A 17,492-nucleotide genomic window follows, 5' to 3' on the forward strand; every position below is an offset into this window, starting at 1 on the left:
GGGCCTGCGAGCGCCTCAGCCCCGCAGGGCCGCGCGGGCGTCGACGAAGGCGTCCACGGCCCGGTTCACGTCCTCCGTCGAGTGCGCGGCGGAGAGCTGGACGCGGATCCGCGCCTGGCCCTGCGGCACGACCGGGTAGGAGAAGCCGATCACGTACACGCCGCGCTCCAGGAGGAGCTCGGCCATGCGGCCGGCCTCGGACGCGTCGCCGATCATGACGGGGGCGATGGCGTGGTCGCCGGGGAGGATGTCGAAGCCCTCCGCGGTCATCCGGGTCCGGAACAGCTCGGTGTTGGCGCGCAGCCGGTCGCGCAGGTCGCCTGCGGACTCCAGCAGGTCGAGGACCTTGAGGGAGGCGGCGGCGATCACCGGGGCGAGCGTGTTCGAGAAGAGGTACGGGCGCGAGCGCTGGCGCAGCAGGGCGACGATCTCGGCGCGGGCCGCGACGTAGCCGCCGGAGGCGCCGCCGAGGGCCTTGCCGAGGGTGCCGGTGATGATGTCGACGCGGTCCATCACGCCGTGCAGTTCGGGGGTGCCGCGGCCGCCGGGGCCGACGAAGCCGACGGCGTGCGAGTCGTCGACCATGACCATGGCGTCGTAGCGCTCGGCCAGGTCGCAGATCTCCTGGAGCGGGGCGACGTAGCCGTCCATGGAGAAGACGCCGTCGGTGACGATGAGCTTGCGGCGGGCGCCGCCCTCCTGGGCCTCCTTCAGCCGCTGCTCCAGGTCCGCCATGTCACGGTTGGCGTAGCGGAAGCGGCGGGCCTTGGAGAGGCGGATGCCGTCGATGATCGACGCGTGGTTGAGGGCGTCGGAGATGACCGCGTCCTCGGGGCCGAGGATCGTCTCGAAGACGCCGCCGTTGGCGTCGAAGCAGGAGGAGTAGAGGATCGTGTCCTCCTGGCCGAGGAACGAGGAGAGGCGCGCCTCCAGCTCCTTGTGCACCTCCTGCGTGCCGCAGATGAAGCGGACGGACGCCATGCCGTAGCCCCAGCGGTCCAGCGCCTCGTGGGCGGCGGCGACGACCTCGGGGTGGTCGGCGAGGCCCAGGTAGTTGTTGGCGCAGAAGTTGAGCACCTCGCCCGGGCGCCCCCCGGACGTCACGGCGACGGTGGCCGACTGGGGGGTGCCGATGACGCGCTCGGGCTTGTGCAGCCCGGCCTTCTCGATCTCGTCGAGGGTGGCGCGGATGTCGTCGCGTACGGAATCGAACATGGGTCAGGCTCCCGCAGTCCAGTCGAGGATGATCTTGCCGCTCTTGCCGGAGGCCGCGTCGTCGAAGGCGGCCTCGAAGTCGGTGTACGCGTAGCGCCCGGTGACGACGGGCGAGAGGTCGAGCCCGCCCTCCAGGAGCACCGACATGGCGTACCAGGTCTCGAACATCTCGCGGCCGTAGATGCCCTTGATCGTGATCATGGAGGTGACGATCTTCGCCCAGTCGACGGCGAAGTCCTCGCTGGGCAGGCCCAGCATGGCGATCTTGCCGCCGTGGGTCATGTTGGCGACCATGTCGCGCATCGCGCGGGGGTTGCCGGACATCTCCAGGCCGACGTCGAAGCCCTCCTTGAGCCCGAGGGTGCGCTGACCGTCGGCGATCGTGTGCTCCGAGACGTCGAGCGCGAGCGTGACGCCGGTCTTGCGCGCCAGGGCCAGGCGCTCCTCGCTGACGTCGGTGATCACGACGCTGCGGGCACCGGCGTGCTTGGCGACGGCGGCGGCCATGATGCCGATCGGGCCCGCGCCGGTGACGAGCACGTCCTCGCCGACCAGCGGGAAGGACAGCGCCGTGTGCACGGCGTTGCCGAAGGGGTCGAAGATCGCGGCGATGTCCAGGTCGACGGGGACGCGGTGCACCCACACGTTCGACGCGGGCAGCGCCACATACTCGGCGAACGCGCCGTCCCGGCCGACGCCGAGCCCGACGGTCGCCCGGCACAGGTGACGGCGGCCGGCCAGGCAGTTGCGGCACTTGCCGCACACGAGGTGGCCCTCGCCGCTGACCAGGTCGCCGACGGCGATGTCGGCGACGTCACGGCCGACGGAGACGACCTCGCCGACGAACTCGTGGCCGACGGTCAGCGGCGTGGCGATCGTCTTCTGCGCCCAGCCGTCCCAGGACCGGATGTGCAGGTCGGTCCCGCAGATCCCGGTCCGCTTCACCTTGATCAGCACGTCTCCGGGGCCGGTCTCCGGCTCGGGCACGTCCGTGAGCCAGAGTCCCGGCTCCGCCTTCAGCTTGACCAACGCCTTCAATGCCACGGCTCCCGACGTGCGTGTCCTGTGATGTGCGGGTCCGGGCGCGGCAGCGCGCCCAAGATCCCTGGAAGAGAATCTTCCGTACGGAGCGCTCGCGGTCCATCGAGGATTTCTTAACCGCGCTCGCAGATCAGCTTCACACCACAGGCGGGGGCGGGGCGACGTCAACGCGTCCGAACGGAGAGGCCCCCGTCGGGTGGGGGCCGCGGGGCCCTGCGCCCTCCCGTCCCCGGGCGGGCCCCGGCTCGGGGCGGGCGGACGGCTCGGGGACGGGCGGACGGCCGGGGGTCAGTGGCCGAGCGCCGCCATCGCCGCGTTGTGGCCGGGGATGCCGCTGACCCCGCCGCCCCGGACGGCGCCCGCGCCGCACAGCAGGACGTTGGCGTGGCGGGTCCCCACGCCCCACCGGCCCTCGACCGCGCCCCCGTCCTCCTCCGCGTACGGGAAGGACAGGTCGCGGTGGAAGATGTGCCCGCCGGGGAGGCGGAGCTCCCGTTCGAGGTCGAGCGGGGTCTTCGCCTCGATGCAGGGCCGGCCGTCCGCGTCGAGGGCGAGGCAGTCGGCGAGCGGCTCGTCGAGGTGGGCGTCCAGCTGCTCCAGGGTCGCCGCGAGGAGCGCCGCGCGGGTGCCCTCGTTGTCCGCGGCGAACAGCCGGGCCGGGGTGTGCAGGCCGAACAGGGTGAGCGTGTGGTGCCCCGTGGCGGCGAGTCCGGGGCCGAGGATCGTCGGGTCGGTCAGGGAGTGGCAGTAGATCTCGGAGGGCGGCGCGGACGGCAGCAGGCCGGCGGAGGCCTCGGCGTGGGCGGTGGCGAGCTGTCCGTACCCCTCGGCGATGTGGAAGGTGCCGGCGAAGGCCTCGTGCGGGTCGACGGAGCGGTCGCGGAGCTTGGGCAGCCGGGTCAGCAGCATGTTGACCTTGAGCTGGGCGCCCTCGGGGGCGGGCGGCGGCGGGTCGCCGAGGAGCGCGGCGAGGTCGCGGGGCGAGGCGTTCACCAGGACGTGGCCGGCCTCGACGGTGCCCTCGCCGTCGGCGGTGCGGAAGGTGACCGCCGCACGCCGTCCGTCGGTCTCGATCCGGGTGGCCTCGTGGCCGGTCCGGATCTCCGCGCCGGCGGCGCGGGCGGCGTCGGCGAGCGCGTCGGTGAGGGCGCCCATGCCGCCGACGGGTACGTCCCAGTCGCCGGTGCCGCCGCCGACGACGTGGTAGAGGAAGCAGCGGTTCTGCAGGAGCGTCGGATCGTGGGCGTCGGCGAAGGTGCCGATGAGGGCGTCGGTCAGGACGACGCCGCGGACCAGGTCGTCGGCGAACTCCCGCTCCACGGCGGCTCCCAGGGGCTCCTCGAAGAGCATCCGCCAGGTGTCGGCGTCGTCCACCAGGTCCCGGAGGACGGCGCGGGTGGGGAGGGGCTCGGTGAGGGTGGGGAAGATCCGGCGGGCGGCTCGGGCGGTGCGGGCGTAGAAGGCCTGCCAGGCCTCGTACTCGCGGTCGGACCCGGTGAGCCGGGCGAAGGAGTCGCGGGTGCGCGCCGCGCCCCCGCCGACGAGGAGGCCTCCGTCTCCCTGGGGGGTGTAGGAGGAGACGGACCGTTTCCGCACGGCGAACCGCAGCCCGAGGTCGCGCACGATCTTCTCGGGGAGGAGCGAGACCAGGTACGAGTACCGGGAGAGGCGCGCGTCGACCCCGGCGAACGGCCGGGTGGACACGGCCGCCCCGCCGGTGGAGCCGAGCCGTTCCAGGACGAGGACGGAGCGCCCGGCTCGGGCGAGGTAGGCGGCGGAGACGAGGCCGTTGTGGCCCCCGCCGACGACGACGGCGTCGTACGAGCGGGAGGCGGGCCGGCGGTCCGGGAGCGCGTCGGGGGCAGTCATGGCTCATGCTCACACGGGGGCGGCGACCACGAAAGGGGACGGCGCGGGGCTTCGCCTCGGGTCTGTGGGCACCCCGGTCCGGGGCTCTCGCCCCGGTGCTTCCCGTCGGCCCCGGCCCCGGGCTGGGGGCTCAGGTCCGCGGCGGGAGGGTGGCCGCTCTCAGGTGGAGGGCGGCGGCCTCCGCGTGACGGCCCAGGCGCTCCAGGCAGTGCGCCTCGTCGTCCAGGGCGGCGAGGGTGTCGGGATGGGCCGGGCCGAGCAACCGGGTGCGGGCCCCGGCGACCGCGCCGTGCGCGGCGAGCGCCTCCTCCCAGCGGCCGAGGCGCCCCAGGGCGACGGCGGTCTCGCGGAGGCTCAGCAGGGTGTCCGGGTGGTCCGGCCCGAGGACCCGCCGCCGGTCGGCGTGGACGTCCTCCGAGGCGGTGAGCGCCTCGGGCCAGCGGCCGAGCCGGCCGAGGTTGACGGCGAGCGCGTGCCGGGCGCGGAGCGTCTCCGGGCCGTCGGCTCCCTGTGCGCGGGTGCGGGCGTCGACGAGGTCGCGGCAGACGCCCAGCGCGTCGGCGGCCTGCCCGAGCCGGCCGAGGAGGACGCCGGTCTCGTAGCGGGCGGTGAGGGTGTCCGGGTGGTCGGGTCCGAGGGCGGCGGCGCGCGCGTCGGCGACCGCCCGGTACGCGGCGAGTGCCTCGTCTGCGCGGCCCAGCCGCCCCAGGATGTGGGCCACTTCGCGGCGCGTCACGAGGGTGTCGGGGTGGTCCTCGCCCAGGAGCCGGGCGCGTGCCTCCGCGACCTCGTGCGCGGCGCGGTAGGACTCCTCCAGGCGGCCCAGGCGGCCCAGGGTGAAGGCCAGGTTGTGCCGGCAGCGCAGGGTGTCCGGGTGGTCGGGGCCCACGGTGCGCTCACGGGCGGCGAGCACCGTGACGTACAGCTCGTGCGCCTCGGTGTGCCGGCCCAGGCGGCCGAGCGCGTACGCCCGCTCCTGCGTGGCCGCGAGGGTGTCGGGGTGGTCCTCGCCGAGGACGCGCGCGCGGGCGGCGGCGACCGCGCCGAAGACGCGCAGGGCGTCGGCGGGGCGGTCGAGCCGGGCGAGGGCGAAGCCGACCTCGTAGTGGCTGGCCAGGGTGTCCGGGTGGTCCTCGCCGAGGACCTCCGCGCGGTGTTCTGCGACGGACCGGTGCACCGACTCGGCCTCGTCCCAGCGGCCGAGCCGTCCGAGTCCCATGCCCGCCCGGTACCGGCCGGCCAGCACCGCGATCAGCTCGGCGGTGGCGGCGGGGACGGGCGCGGGCAGCGCGCGCGGGGGCGTGCCGGTCCCCGCTCCGGCGGTCGTCCACTCGGTGGTGAGGACGGCCGCGGCGGAGTCGTGCGCGGCCGGGCGAGGCGCGGTGGCCTCGGCCGGGCGGTGTCCGCCGGTGACGGCCCGGAGCCAGGCGGGCATCGGGGCGGTGGCCGCCGGGTCGGCGCCCGGGCCGGGCGGGGGCGTGGACGGGACACCGGGGCCCGGCACGACGGTCGCCCCGGCGTGCGGGTGCCCTCCCGGACCGGCTCCCGGCAGGGGCGGGGAGATCCGCCCGGTCACGATGCGGCGGCGCAGGTCGCCCGCGTCGGCGGGACGCTCCGCGGGGGCCTTGGCGAGCAGGTCGACGACGATCCGGTCGAAGTAGTCGGGGAGCTCGGCACGGTGGGTGCGCGGCGGGCTCGGCACCGTGTCGCGGTGTCCGATGAGGATCGCCCAGGAGTCGCCGAGGTCGAAGGGCGGGACGCCGGTGGCGAGCTCGTACAGCACGCATCCCAGCGAGTAGAGGTCGCTGCGGTGGTCGACCTCGCCGCCGCCGATCTGCTCGGGGGACATGTAGTGGGGCGTGCCCATGGCGATGCCGGTGCCGGTGAGCTTGGACGTGAAGCCGACGTCGGCGCCGAGGCGCGCTATGCCGAAGTCGCAGATCTTCACCGTGCCGTCCCGGAGCCGCATGATGTTGGCGGGCTTGAGGTCGCGGTGCACGACGCCGTGGCGGTGGGTGTAGGCGAGGGCGTCGGCGACCTGGTCGGCGATCTCGACGACGTCCTGGACCGGCAGCGGGTGCTGGGCGTTGGCGGCGAGGAGCTGGCTGAGGTTGCGCCCCTCCAGGAGCTCCATGACGAGGAACAGCACGCCGTCGTACTCGCCGAAGTCGTGCACGACGGTGATGCCCCGGTGCTGGAGCGCGGCGGCCACCCGGGCCTCGCGCCGGAACCGCTCGCGGACCACGGTGAGGACCTGGGGGTCCTGCTGCGGCCCGATCGGTTTGAGGCACTTCACGGCGACCCCGCGGCCGAGCGCCTCGTCGGTGGCGCGCCACACCTCGCCCATGCCCCCGCGGCCGATGACCTCGTGCAGGCGGTACCGGCCCTGGATCAGTCTGGAGTCCCCCATCGTGTGCTGCCGCCCCCGTCGATCTCCTACGCCTTCCCCGGCTCCTCCAGTATGGACGGCGGTTCGGACAGTGGGTACGGGGCGGGGTACACGAAGGGGTCGGGCCGGCTGCCCGGGCCGAGGCGGTCCATGGCGCGGAGGATGTGCCGCGGCGGCAGCCGCCAGCGCAGGCGGGCGGGGACGCGGCGGAGCAGGCCCGCCGTGGCGACGAGTCGGCGGGTGACGGTCTCCGGGGGCGGTGCGGGGCGGCCGTAGAGCTCGTGGGCGTAGGGGGGCAGAGTGTCGTACGCGAGGGCGGCGACGCGCCGCCAGATCACCTCGCGCGCCGGTACGAGCACGGGTTTGACGGGCGGACGGCGCAGGAAGTCCTCGACGGTGCGGGCGTCCTCGGCCGCGGCGAGGCGGGGACGCGTCCCGTCGAAGTAGGCGGCGAGGGCGGCGGTGGACCCGGGGACGGCGGCGGGGTCGAGTCCGACCAGCCGGGCCGCGGTGCGGTGTTCGTCGACGTACCGGTCGGCCTGCGCGTCGGTGAGGGGGATCCCCGAGCGGCGGGCGACCGAGAGGTAGGAGTCGGTCTCGGCGCAGTGGACCCAGAGCAGCAGCTCCGGGTCGTCCACCCCGAGGCGCCGGTGGATTCCCCGGACCCTCGCCCCGGCCGCCTCGGCGGCCTCGGTGGTCCCGTAGCTCAGGGTCCCGACGAAGTCCGCGGTCCGCATGAGCCGCCCCCAGGGGTCCGTGCGGAAGCTGCTGTTGATCATGACTCCGCGTACGGCGACGGGGTGCAGCGCCTGCAGCCAGAGCGCGCGCACCCCCGCGATCCACATCACCGGGTCGCTGTGCACCTGCCAGGTCACGGAACGGGGTCCGAAGAGCCCCGGGTCGGCACTCATGAAGCGTCCTCGCTCATGCCGTTCAGGCTACGACGGAACCGGCGCGGCGGAACCGGTCGTGCGGCCGGGGCCCGGTGGCTCCCGTCCTGCGGGGTCAGGGTTCGATGTTCTGGTTGAGGTGGAACAGGTTTCCCGGGTCGTAGGTCCGCTTGGCCTCGACGAGACGGTCGTAGTTCGCCCCGTAGTTGGCCCTGATCCGGCCGCGGTCGTCGTCGGACATGAAGTTGACGTAGCCGCCCTCCTCGGAGTGCGGGGCGGTGGCGGCGTAGTAGTCGCGCACCCAGCCGACGTTGGCCTCGTTGGCGGAGGGGTCCGGCCACATGCCGGCGATGATGGTGGCGAACGAGGCGTCCCGGTAGGCGAAGGCCGTGGCGTCCGGGGCGACCCGGTGACAGGCGCCGTTGATCGGGTAGATGTGGACGGTGGAGTTCACCGCGGGCAGCCCGGCGGCGTGCTCGACGTGGGCCTCGATGGCGGCGTCGGTCAGCTCGGACACGAAGTTGGCCTTCCAGTAGTGCTGGAGGCCGGGCGGTACGAGGGCGTCGAAGGCGCTGTTGAGTGCCGGGTACGGCATGGGCCCGACGTGTTCGGCGACCACCGGCGCGATGTCCCGGAGGGGCCGCAGGGCCTTCTCGCCCTCGTCGAGCGGTCCGGCCCAGCAGGCGACGACGAGGGCGAAGGTGTCGCCGTGGCGGTCCTCCGGGATGAAGGGGAGCGGCGGGGCGATCTGGAAGGCGGGGAATCCGCCCAGTTGCTCCGGGGCGTCGGCGATGTACTCGGCGAAGGAGCGGACGACGGTGGCCGCGTCCTCGAGTTCGAAGAGCATCGGTCCGCCGTAGACGTCCTTGACGGGGGCGAGCCGGTACTCGAACGAGGTCACGGCGCCGAAGTTGCCTCCGCCGCCGCGCAGGGCCCAGAACAGGTCGGCGTTCTGCTCCTCGTCGGCGACGAGGAGCCGGCCGTCGGCGGTGACCACGTCGGCGGAGACGAGGGTGTCGCAGCTCAGGCCGAGCCCGCGGGCGAGGTAGCCGATGCCGCCGCCGAGGGTGAGTCCGCCGACGCCGGTGGTGGAGATGATCCCGCCGGTGGTGGCGAGGCCGAAGGGGTACGTGGCGGCGTTGAAGTCGCCCCAGGTCGCCCCGCCCTCCGCGCGGGCCGTGCGCCGCACGGGGTCGACGCGGACACCCTTCATCCCGGAGAGATCGGCCACCACCCCGTCGTCGCAGGTGCCGAAGCCGGGCACGCTGTGCCCGCCGCCCCGGACCGCCAGGTCGAGCCCGTTCTCGCGGGCGAAGTCGACCGCGGCCATGACGTCGCCCGCGTTGGCGCAGCGCACGACGACGGCGGGTCGTCGGTCGATCATGGCGTTGTGCACCGTGCGCGCCTCGTCGAAGTCTTCGTCGTCGGCCGTGACGACCGTTCCGCGGACCCGTTCGCGCAGCAGGTCGTTCGAGAGCTTGCCCATGGCCACCGCTCCTCGTTCGAATCATCTCCACGCTACGCCGATGGCGCCGGGCCTCAACCGGAGCCCGGGAACCCGGAACGGGGCCGCGCCCGGTCCAGCAGGTGAGACCGGAGCGGCCCGGGATTCGCCGGCTCGCCGCGGGCCCTTACAGTGCCGGTACGCGTGGCCGGAGGCCGCCGCACCCGCACCCCCGCCGCCCCGTCTGTTCGATTCAATCGAGGATGCCCATGTTTACGGTCAACGAGTACTTCGACGGCACGGTCAAGTCGATCGCGTTCACGCAGGAGCAGGGTCCCGCGACCATCGGCGTCATGGCTCCGGGCGCGTACGAGTTCGGCACCGCCGCCGCGGAGATCATGCACGTGGTCAGCGGCGCGCTCACGGTCCTGCTGCCCGGCGCCGAGGAGTGGGAGACCTTCGCCGCCGGAGACCGCTTCAAGGTCCCCGGCGACAGCCGGTTCCAGCTGCGGGTCGCGGTCGAGACCGCGTACCTCTGCGAGTACCGCTGACCTTCCCGGAGCGCGCGGGCCCCGGTGAACGGCCCCCGGCTCCTCCGGTCGTTCCGCCTCCGCGAGGGGCCCGGCGCCAGGACACCCCTAGCGGGACCCGGGGGCGCCGTTCGGGACCGGGGTGCCGGCCAGGATCGTCTCCTCCACCGCCTCGTACCTCATGCGCTGGCCGGCCGGATCGCGTTCGCGGAGCACCGTGCCGAGCCAGCCCGCGAGGAAGCCCAGCGGGGCCGAGAGGATGCCCGACGTGGTGAACGGGAACCAGTTGAAGTCCCGGTGCGGGAAGATCGCCTGGGGCGATCCGGACACCAGGTTGCTGCCCGTCATGAGGAGGAACGCGGAGACGCTGCCCACGATGAGGGTGCAGAGCAGTCCCGTACGGGAGTAGCGGCGCCAGAAGAGGCTGTAGACGAGCGCCGGCGCGACCGCGGAGGCGCCGATGCAGAACGACAGCGTGAGCAGGGCCTGAAGGTTCAGGTGCCGTGCGCCGGCGGCGATCGCGATCGCCACGAGTCCCACGCCCGCCGCGGCGATCCGGGCGACGGCCATCTCCGTGGAGCCCTTCAGCCACGTCTTCCGGCGCAGCCCGTGGGTGATGAGGTCGTGCGCCAGGGTGTTGGCGCAGGCGAGGGTGATCCCGGCGACCGAGGCCAGCAGGGTGAGGAAGACGGCGGTCGCCACGGCCGTGAAGAGCAGGGTCTCCACGGTGGTCTGCTCCGCCCCCATGACGGCCTGGCTGACCATGAGGAAGGCCGTCTTGCCCTGCGGGTCGCCGGCGACGAGGCCCTGGTGGCCGACGATCGCCGCCGCGCCGAAGCCGATGACGGCGATCAGCAGGCAGGTCACGACGACGGTCGACACGGCCCAGGACATCGAGCGCCGCACGGCTGCCGCGCTGCGCGCGGTGAACATGCGCATGGTGATGTGCGGGAGCACCGCGGCGCCGAGCACGACCGTCAACTGGGTGCTGATCATGTCGAGTCGGTCGCCGCCGAACTGCAGGCCGGAGGCGAGGTAGGCGTCTCCCGCCCCGCTGCCGCGCTTGGCCGCGTCCAGCAGGGAGGGCAGGCTGAAGTCGAACCGGTGGAGGATGAGCGCGGCGATCGCGAGGGACGAGCCGAGCAGGGCGACGGTCTTGACGATCTGGATGAAGGCGGTGCCCTTCATGCCGCCGATCGCCGCGTACGCGATCATCAGCACGCCCAGGAACACGATCGCCCCGGTCTTGAAGCCGTCGGAGTCGAAGCCGAGGACGACCGAGAGCAGGTCGCCGGCGCCCGCGAGCTGGAAGATCACCAGCGGGAGCAGCGCGGTCAGGGTCACCGCGGCCGTGACGATCCGCACGGCCGGGCCGGGGAGGCGCCGGGTGAGGACGTCGCCGATCGTGAACCGGCCTGCGTTGCGCAGGGGTTCGGCGAGCAGGAACATCATCAGGACCAGCGAGAGCACGGTGCTCAGGGCGAGCGTGAGGCCGTCGTAGCCGACGAGCGCGATGATGCCGATGGTGCCGAGCACGGTCCCGGCGGAGATGTAGTCGCCGGCGATCGCGAGGCCGCTCTGCACGGGGGAGAGCGAGCGGTATCCGGTGTAGAAGTCTCCCAGGTCGTCCCGGTCGGGGCCGGTCATCACGCACAGCAGCAGCGTGACGGTGATGACCGCGATGAACGCGATCAGCGACATGGTCTGGGCCTCGGGACTGAAGCCGGTCATGCGCGGCCACCTCCGGCGGACTGCCACACGGGACGTGCGGAGCGGCTCGGGCGTTCCGGCCGGGGCGCGGCCGCCGCGGCCGCCCGCTCGGCGCGTGCGCGGATCGTGGCGGCGAGCGGGTCGACGCGGCGGCGCGCGATCCGCTCGTACACCGCGATCGCGCCCAGTGCCACGGGCAGTTGGAGGAGGCCGAGGACCAGACCGGTGGTGAGCCCGCCGGTGATGCTGCCGGTCATCAGCGAGGGGGCGTAGCCGGACAGGAAGAGGAAGACGACGAAGTAGCCGAGCGCGGTGAAGGTGGCGACGCGGCGGAGCCTGCGGTAGGCGGATCCGAGCAGGTGCAGATCGTCCCGGTCCTTGGTGGCGGCGGGCGGTCGCGGCGGCGGGGTCGCGTCCCAGGACTCCCGAGCGGAGTCCCGTGCCTGGTGTGCGGAGTCCCAGGCCTGGTGTGCGGAGCCCCGCTGCTGCTGCGCGACGTCCTGGTGGCGCCGCGCGGGGTCTCCGCCGTGGGGCGAGTACTCCCAGGCCTGCGGCGCGGGCTCCCACGCTCGCGCGGACGGCTCCCGGCCTGTCTGCGGATCGGCGCCCCGGGACGGCGATCCGCCCTCCCGGGAGTGCGGCGCCGCCTCGTGGCGGTGCCGCCCGGCGTTCCGCTGGGGGACGGGCGGTGGGCCGGGGAAAGGCTGGTGGTACGACATCGATCTTGCTCCTTGCCGCCTGGGGGCGGGCGGGTGGCGCCGGTGGTCCGCGAACGTTACTCATGGGTATAGCTCTCTCGTAAGGGGATCCCGACCGCTCGGTATGTCGGTTCGGTGACGATCCTGTGCGCGTCGCGACGAAACCGGAGGAAACCCGGCTGTGGATCTTTCCGCAGGTCACGGGCGGGTCTCGGGGCCGTGCCTCGGGTCGGCCCGGGACCGGGGCGCGACCCGGCCGTGGCCCGCCGGCGGAGGCACGTGCGCGTGCGCGGGCCCCGGGCGCGGCCGCTACCGGCGGACGCGGGGCATGCCCAGGCCGATCCAGGAGATGATCTCGCGCTGGATCTCGTTGTTGCCGCCGCCGAAGGTGAAGATGACGGCGGAGCGGTAGCCGCGTTCCAGTTCGCCGTGGAGGACCGCGCCCGCCGAGCCCTCCTTGAGTGCGCCCGCGGCGGCGACGACCTCCATGAGGGCCGCGTACGCGTCGCGGCGGGCCTCGGAGCCGTAGACCTTGACGGCGGAGGCGTCCTGGGGGGTGAGGGTGCCGTTCTGGACGGCGTTCACCATCTGCCAGTTGAGGAGCTTCATCGCGTCGAGCCGGGCGTGGGTGCGGGCGAGGGTGCGGCGGACCCAGGGCAGGTCGATGACGCGCCGGCCGTCGGCGAGCGGGGTGGCGGCGGCCCAGCGCTGGACGTCGTGGAGGGCGCGGATCGCCATGGTGCCGTGGGCGGCCAGGGTCACGCGCTCGTGGTTGAGCTGGTTGGTGATCAGCCGCCAGCCCTTGTTCTCCTCGCCGACACGGCGGGAGGCGGGGACCTCGACGTCGTCGTAGTAGCTCGCGGTGGTGTCGTGCGAGGCGAGGGTGTTGATGAGCGTGCACGAGTAGCCGGGGTCGCTCGTCGGGACGAGCAGCATCGTGATGCCCTTGTGCGGCGGCGCCTCGGGGTCGGTGCGGACCGCGAGCCAGACCCAGTCGGCGGTGTCGCCGTTGGTCGTCCAGATCTTCTGGCCGTTCACGGTGTACGTACCGGTGACCTCGTCCCCCCGCCGGACCGCGCGGGTCTTCAGGGCCGCGAGGTCGGTGCCGGCGTCGGGTTCGCTGTAGCCGATGGCGAAGTCGATCTCGCCGGAGAGGATGCGCGGCAGGAAGTACGCCTTCTGCTCGTCGGTGCCGAAGCGCATGATCGTCGGCCCGACGGTGTTCAGCGCCATGAGCGGGAGCGGCACGCCCGCCTGCGCGGCCTCGTCGAAGAAGATGAACTGCTCCATCGGGGTCAGCCCCCGCCCGCCGAACTCGGTGGGCCAGCCGACCCCGAGCCAGCCGTCGGCACCGAGCCGCCGCACGGTCTCCCGGTAGAAGCGCTTCTGCGCCGCCGGATCCGCGTAACGGGTGTGGACGTCCTCGGGGACCAGCGCGGAGAAGTACGCGCGGAGTTCGGCGCGCAGGCTGTTCTGCGCGGGCGTGTAGGCGAGGTGCATGGGGCGGGCCTCCCGTGGCGGCTGTCCTGCGGCGGCGGTCCTGCGGGTCCCCGGCGTCACCCGGGTGGTGCGACGCGCGACGGCGGCCACGGTAGAACGTGTTCCACAAATGCGGAAGCCTCGGGGCGGTCCCGGACGGCCCCCGGCCCCGGTTCGCAGCTGCCGAACCGGGGCCGGGGGTGGCGGGTCGAGGGAGTGCTCGGGGGACCGTCCGCTGTCCCGCGGACCGGCGCGGACGGTCGGCGCCGCCTACGGCAGCAACTCGTCCATGGAGGCGCGACCCTTCTCCGCCATGCGGCGTTCCGCCCAGGCGAGGGTCTTGGGAGTCACGTCACGACCGGAGGCGAGGACCAGGTCCTCGGCCGTGAACTCGCCCTCCGACCCGGAATGCAGCAGCCGGTCGGGCGTGGGGAAGTCCCCCGGGGACGTCTTGTCGGGCTCAGCGTTCATGCCGCCTCCTACGATTTCGTCCGGCACTCGCCATTCTCGTGTCCGGCCCGTAGGTCCGCATCCGGGAGCAGAGGGCGCCCCCGCCCGCCCGCGCCGCGCCCCGTGAGCGGCCGGCCGCGGGGGCCCCGAGCCCGGCCGGTCCGGGCCGGCGCGGCCCGAAGCGACCGCTCACCGGCCCGCCGCCGCCCGGTCCCCGACGAGTTCCGCCGCCGCGCGGAGGGTGAGTCCCCTCCCCTCCCCGTGACAGTGGGTGTACGCCTCCGGGGCGAGCGTCCGGCGCAGCGTCTCCTCGGCCCGCGCCCTGATCAGGGACTCGGTCCCGGACGTGAAGGGGCGGAAGCCGCCGCCCGTGGACGAGCCGGCGTGGGCGTCGTAGGCGCCCAGGAGCCGCGCCCCGGTCTCCGCGTCGCCCGGCCCGCCCCGCCCGCCGAACGCCCACGCGGCCGTCGCGAACTGGGTGACGAGCAGGTACGGGGCGACCAGGTGGGCCAGGGGCTCCAGGTCCGCGACGGCGCCGGCCAGCCGCTCCACGGCCTGTCCGTGGGCGCCGTCGAGGCAGTCGAGCCAGGCCGAGGCCCCGCCGGCGAGTCCCAGGAAGAGCGACGGGGTCGACTCCCCGAACTCGCCCGCCAGCCGGGCGAGCTGTTCCCGGGCGGGAGCGGTCCGCCCGGTGTGGGCGTAGTGCTGGACGAGCAGCATCCGGGCGGTGCCGGCGGCCTCCGCGCCCCACTCGCCCGCGGCGTCGGCGGCCTCGACGAGCAGCCGCTCGGCCGCCGGGTCCCCCTCCGGCCGGAGCCGCAGCCGTACGGCCGCCAGACGCGCGGTGGACAGCGGCACCTGGGAGCGCGCGTCGGCCCGCTCGGCGGCTTCCGCGGCCCGCCGGTAGTCCTCGGCGGCCTCGGCGAGCCGTCCGGCGCGCTCGTGGGCCTCGCCCCGGGCGGCGAGGGACTCGGCGATGCCCCAGGGGTCGCCCGCGGCCTCGAAGAGGGCGAGCGCCTCGGCCGCGTCGGCGGGGCCGCGCACGACGAGCTTGGCCCGGACGAGCAGGGCGAAGCCCAGGTCCCAGCCGGGGGCGTGGTCGCGACAGGCGTCGACGACCGCCGTCAGGACCTCGTCGAGGCCGGTGGACTCCCCCGCCATCAGGCGGGCGAAGTGCCACATCGTCCCGGGCTGGCGGCAGGTCTGGGGCAGGCCGGGACGGTACGCGGAGACCACGGCGGCGAGCCGCGCCCGGGTCCCGGTGCGTTCGAAGGCGGCGGCGCCCCGGCCCCCCTCGGTCGCGAGCGCGTAGAGCCGCCCGCCACGCCGGGCCTCCCGGAGGCGCTCGCCGGTCCAGGGCGGCGGAACGTCCGTGCACCGGCCGTCGAACGGCTCGGCCGGGCGCACGGGCTCCCGGAACGGATCGGGTCCGAGCCTGCCCGCCTCCACGGCCCACGCGCGGGCGTCGGCCTGGTGGTGGCGCAGCTGCCAGAACCAGCTGAGGGAGTGGACGAGGCAGAGCACCTCCTGCTCCGCGCCGAGCGCGACGGCCGTCCGCAGAGCGCCGCGCAGGTTGTCGTGCTCCCGTTCCAGGAGAGCGACGGCCTCGGCCTGTCCGGAGCCGCGGAGTGCGGGCTCGGTGGTCCGGGCCAGCTCCCGGTAGTACGTCAGATGCCGCCGCTCGGCCTCCGCCTCCTCCCCCGACTCCGCCAGCCGCTCCCGCGCGTACTCTCCCACCGTCTCCAGCAACCGGAACCGCATCCCGTCCCGGCCCGGCCGCGCCACCACCAGCGACTTGTCCACCAGGGCACCCAGCAGCTCCAGCACCTCCCCCGCCCCGGCACCTCCGCACACCGCCTCCGCCGCCGCCAGGTCCGCGCCCCCCGTGAACACCGCGAGTCGCCGCAGCACCGTCCGCTCCGGGGCATCCAGCAACTCCCAGGACCAGTCCACCACCGCCCGCAGCGTCTGCTGCCGCGGCAGCACGGTCCGCGCCCCCGAGGTCAGCAGCCGGAACCGGTCGTCCAACCGCTCCGCGATCTGGCCCACCGACAACAACCGCAGCCGCGCCGCCGCGAGCTCGATGGCCAGCGGCAACCCGTCGAGCCGACGGCACACCTCCTCCGCCGCGCCGAGGTCCTCGCCCACCGCGAACCCCGGACGGGCAGCCGCACCCCGCTCCCCCAGCAGCCGCAACGCCGTCCCGGCCGGCAACGGGCCCAACGGCCGCACCGCCTCCCCCGGCACCCCCAGCGGCTCCCGGCTCGTCGCCAGCACCCGCACCCCCGGACACCGCGCGAGCAGCACGTGCACCAGCTCGGCCGCGGCCGCGACCAGGTGCTCGCAGTTGTCGAGGACGAGCAGCATCCGCCGCCCCGCGCAGTGCTCGACGATCTCGGCGTACGGGTCCTCCGGGTCGGCCACCACGACCCCCGAGCGGTGCCAGCCGTGCGTCCCCCGGGCGCCGATCGCGCCGAGGACGGCCGGGGCGACCCCGGACTCCTCGCGTACGGAGGCGAGTTCGGCGAGGTGGACCGTCCCGTCCCGGTACGCCCCGGCCGCTTCCAGGGCGAGCCGCGTCTTGCCGACGCCGCCGGGCCCGGTGAGGGTGACGAGCCGCCGGACGGCCCAGTCCGCGCCGAGCGCACCCAGCTCCTCCTCACGCCCGATGAACGAGGTGAGCCGGGCGGGAAGACCCGCCGCCGTGCCCGGCCCGGTCGCGACGCGGCCTCCGGGCCGGCCGGCGGCCGCGCTCCTCGGCTCGCACGCCGACGCGCCGACCGCCCCCCTCACGGCAGCGCCACCCGGCTCACTCGCCGTCGCGCCTCCGGGCCCGCCCGCGGCGGCGCTCGCCGGAGCGCCTCCCGGCCCGCCCGCGGCGGCGTCCGCGGGAGCGTCTTCCGGCCCGCTGCCGGGCGGCCTCGTGGCCGCCGCCGGTGTCGCCGTACCGTCCGCCAGGAGCTCGGCGTACAGGGCGCGCAGTCCGGGTCCCGGGTCCGTGCCCAGCCGGTCCGCGAGCCCCGCGCGGACCTCCTCGTACGCGGCCAAGGCCTCGGCGGGCCTCCCGGCCGCGCGCAGGGCGCGGATCCGCAGCGCCTGGAGGGGTTCGTCGAGCGGTTCTCCGGCCGCCAGGGCGGCGAGCGGCGCCAGGACCTCCGCGGCCCGCCCCAGGTCCAGTGCGGCCGCGAGCCGGTCGCGCCGGGCCTGCGCGTGCCGCTGCTCGACCCGGACGACCAGCGGGTCCGCGTCCCGGCCCGGGAGGTCCGCGAGGGCGGGGCCGCGCCAGAGGGCGAGGGCCTCGTCGAGGAGGCCGGCGGCCCGCGCCGGGTCGCCCGCGCCGAGCGCGGCGGCGCCCTCGGCGGCCAGCCGCTCGAAGCGGTGGAGGTCGACCGCGTCCGGTTCCGCGGCCAGCCGGTAGCCGCCGGGGCCGGAGACGACGACGTCGTGGCCCGCCGCCCGGCGCAACCGGCCGACGAGCGCCTGGAGCGCCGCCGTTCGGTCCGGCTCCCCTCCGCCGGCACCGCCCCAGACCTGGTCGATCAGCGCGCGGGTGCCCACCGCCCGTCCTCCGGCCGCTGCGAGGGCGGTGAGCAGCGCGCGGAGCCGGGCGCCGCCCAGGACGGCCTCCGTCCCGTCGTCGGTGCGGAGGGCCTGACACGGACCGAGAACACGGTAGGGCGGCTGCACCGGCCCATTCTGCCCCGACGGCGCGGCGGGGCCCGTGGGGTGCACGTGGTTGCCGGGACCGGTGCGGCGGGAGCGACCCGCGGGCCGCTC

General features: G+C 74.9%; 12 protein-coding genes. 1 reads left to right on the plus strand and 11 read right to left on the minus strand.

All coding sequences use genetic code 11. The features are described from left to right. Nucleotides 1-15 precede the first annotated feature (15 nt). The 6 genes from ACF09E_RS01930 to ACF09E_RS01955 form a co-directional block, all read right to left on the minus strand. Nucleotides 16-1,215 (minus strand): glycine C-acetyltransferase, encoded by a 1,200-nt coding sequence (locus ACF09E_RS01930; RefSeq protein ID WP_392203370.1) that lies wholly within the window; start codon nucleotides 1,213-1,215, stop codon nucleotides 16-18. Between the two features lie 3 nt (nucleotides 1,216-1,218). Then, nucleotides 1,219-2,253, minus strand: coding sequence for an L-threonine 3-dehydrogenase (gene tdh / locus ACF09E_RS01935; RefSeq protein ID WP_392203371.1), 1,035 nt, complete (start codon nucleotides 2,251-2,253; stop codon nucleotides 1,219-1,221). Nucleotides 2,254-2,544: 291 nt separating this feature from the next. Next, complete coding sequence (locus tag ACF09E_RS01940; RefSeq protein ID WP_392203372.1) at nucleotides 2,545-4,125, minus strand: phytoene desaturase family protein; 1,581 nt, start codon at nucleotides 4,123-4,125, stop codon at nucleotides 2,545-2,547. 130 nt (nucleotides 4,126-4,255) lie between these two features. Then, the gene (locus ACF09E_RS01945) at nucleotides 4,256-6,535 is read right to left on the minus strand and encodes a tetratricopeptide repeat protein (RefSeq protein WP_392203373.1); all 2,280 of its coding nucleotides are present in this window, start codon (nucleotides 6,533-6,535) and stop codon (nucleotides 4,256-4,258) included. Between the two features lie 26 nt (nucleotides 6,536-6,561). Continuing rightward, complete coding sequence (locus tag ACF09E_RS01950; protein ID WP_392203374.1) at nucleotides 6,562-7,425, minus strand: oxygenase MpaB family protein; 864 nt, start codon at nucleotides 7,423-7,425, stop codon at nucleotides 6,562-6,564. Nucleotides 7,426-7,519: 94 nt separating this feature from the next. Continuing rightward, nucleotides 7,520-8,890, minus strand: coding sequence for an FAD-binding oxidoreductase (locus ACF09E_RS01955; protein ID WP_392203375.1), 1,371 nt, complete (start codon nucleotides 8,888-8,890; stop codon nucleotides 7,520-7,522). Nucleotides 8,891-9,117: 227 nt separating this feature from the next. Between ACF09E_RS01955 and ACF09E_RS01960 the strand changes: the two genes are divergently transcribed. Then, the gene (locus tag ACF09E_RS01960; RefSeq protein WP_392203376.1) at nucleotides 9,118-9,399 is read left to right on the plus strand and encodes a pyrimidine/purine nucleoside phosphorylase; all 282 of its coding nucleotides are present in this window, start codon (nucleotides 9,118-9,120) and stop codon (nucleotides 9,397-9,399) included. Between the two features lie 87 nt (nucleotides 9,400-9,486). Here the strand turns inward: ACF09E_RS01960 and ACF09E_RS01965 are convergent, their stop codons facing one another. From ACF09E_RS01965 to ACF09E_RS01985, 5 genes are all read right to left on the minus strand, one after another. Next, complete coding sequence (locus tag ACF09E_RS01965) at nucleotides 9,487-11,109, minus strand: cation acetate symporter (RefSeq protein ID WP_392203377.1); 1,623 nt, start codon at nucleotides 11,107-11,109, stop codon at nucleotides 9,487-9,489. Then, the gene (locus tag ACF09E_RS01970) at nucleotides 11,106-11,807 is read right to left on the minus strand and encodes a DUF485 domain-containing protein (RefSeq protein ID WP_392203378.1); all 702 of its coding nucleotides are present in this window, start codon (nucleotides 11,805-11,807) and stop codon (nucleotides 11,106-11,108) included. Before ACF09E_RS01970 ends, ACF09E_RS01965 begins: the two co-directional genes overlap by 4 nt. Nucleotides 11,808-12,095: 288 nt before the next feature. Continuing rightward, nucleotides 12,096-13,286 carry an acyl-CoA dehydrogenase family protein gene (locus tag ACF09E_RS01975; protein WP_392203379.1) on the minus strand — a complete coding sequence of 397 codons (1,191 nt, stop codon included), beginning with the start codon at nucleotides 13,284-13,286 and terminating at the stop codon, nucleotides 12,096-12,098. Nucleotides 13,287-13,535: 249 nt separating this feature from the next. Beyond that, on the minus strand, nucleotides 13,536-13,736 hold the full coding sequence (locus ACF09E_RS01980) for a hypothetical protein (RefSeq protein WP_361858592.1): 201 nt from the start codon (nucleotides 13,734-13,736) through the stop codon (nucleotides 13,536-13,538). 168 nt (nucleotides 13,737-13,904) lie between these two features. Continuing rightward, nucleotides 13,905-17,402, minus strand: coding sequence for a BTAD domain-containing putative transcriptional regulator (locus ACF09E_RS01985; protein ID WP_392203380.1), 3,498 nt, complete (start codon nucleotides 17,400-17,402; stop codon nucleotides 13,905-13,907). Nucleotides 17,403-17,492 lie beyond the last annotated feature (90 nt).

Origin of the sequence: Streptomyces sp. NPDC014891 (assembly GCF_043081085.1) — a bacterium.
Lineage (GTDB): Bacteria > Actinomycetota > Actinomycetes > Streptomycetales > Streptomycetaceae > Streptomyces.

Bases quoted from the DNA above. Each gene is read 5' to 3' on its own strand.
- ACF09E_RS01980 (WP_361858592.1), bottom strand. From the start codon at position 13,736: ATGAACGCTGAGCCCGACAAGACGTCCCCGGGGGACTTCCCCACGCCC.
- ACF09E_RS01950 (WP_392203374.1), bottom strand. From the start codon at position 7,425: ATGAGTGCCGACCCGGGGCTCTTCGGACCCCGTTCCGTGACCTGGCAG.
- ACF09E_RS01945 (WP_392203373.1), bottom strand. From the start codon at position 6,535: ATGGGGGACTCCAGACTGATCCAGGGCCGGTACCGCCTGCACGAGGTC.
- ACF09E_RS01970 (WP_392203378.1), bottom strand. From the start codon at position 11,807: ATGTCGTACCACCAGCCTTTCCCCGGCCCACCGCCCGTCCCCCAGCGG.
- ACF09E_RS01930 (WP_392203370.1), bottom strand. From the start codon at position 1,215: ATGTTCGATTCCGTACGCGACGACATCCGCGCCACCCTCGACGAGATC.
- ACF09E_RS01960 (WP_392203376.1), top strand. From the start codon at position 9,118: ATGTTTACGGTCAACGAGTACTTCGACGGCACGGTCAAGTCGATCGCG.
- ACF09E_RS01965 (WP_392203377.1), bottom strand. From the start codon at position 11,109: ATGACCGGCTTCAGTCCCGAGGCCCAGACCATGTCGCTGATCGCGTTC.
- ACF09E_RS01940 (WP_392203372.1), bottom strand. From the start codon at position 4,125: ATGACTGCCCCCGACGCGCTCCCGGACCGCCGGCCCGCCTCCCGCTCG.
- ACF09E_RS01975 (WP_392203379.1), bottom strand. From the start codon at position 13,286: ATGCACCTCGCCTACACGCCCGCGCAGAACAGCCTGCGCGCCGAACTC.
- ACF09E_RS01955 (WP_392203375.1), bottom strand. From the start codon at position 8,890: ATGGGCAAGCTCTCGAACGACCTGCTGCGCGAACGGGTCCGCGGAACG.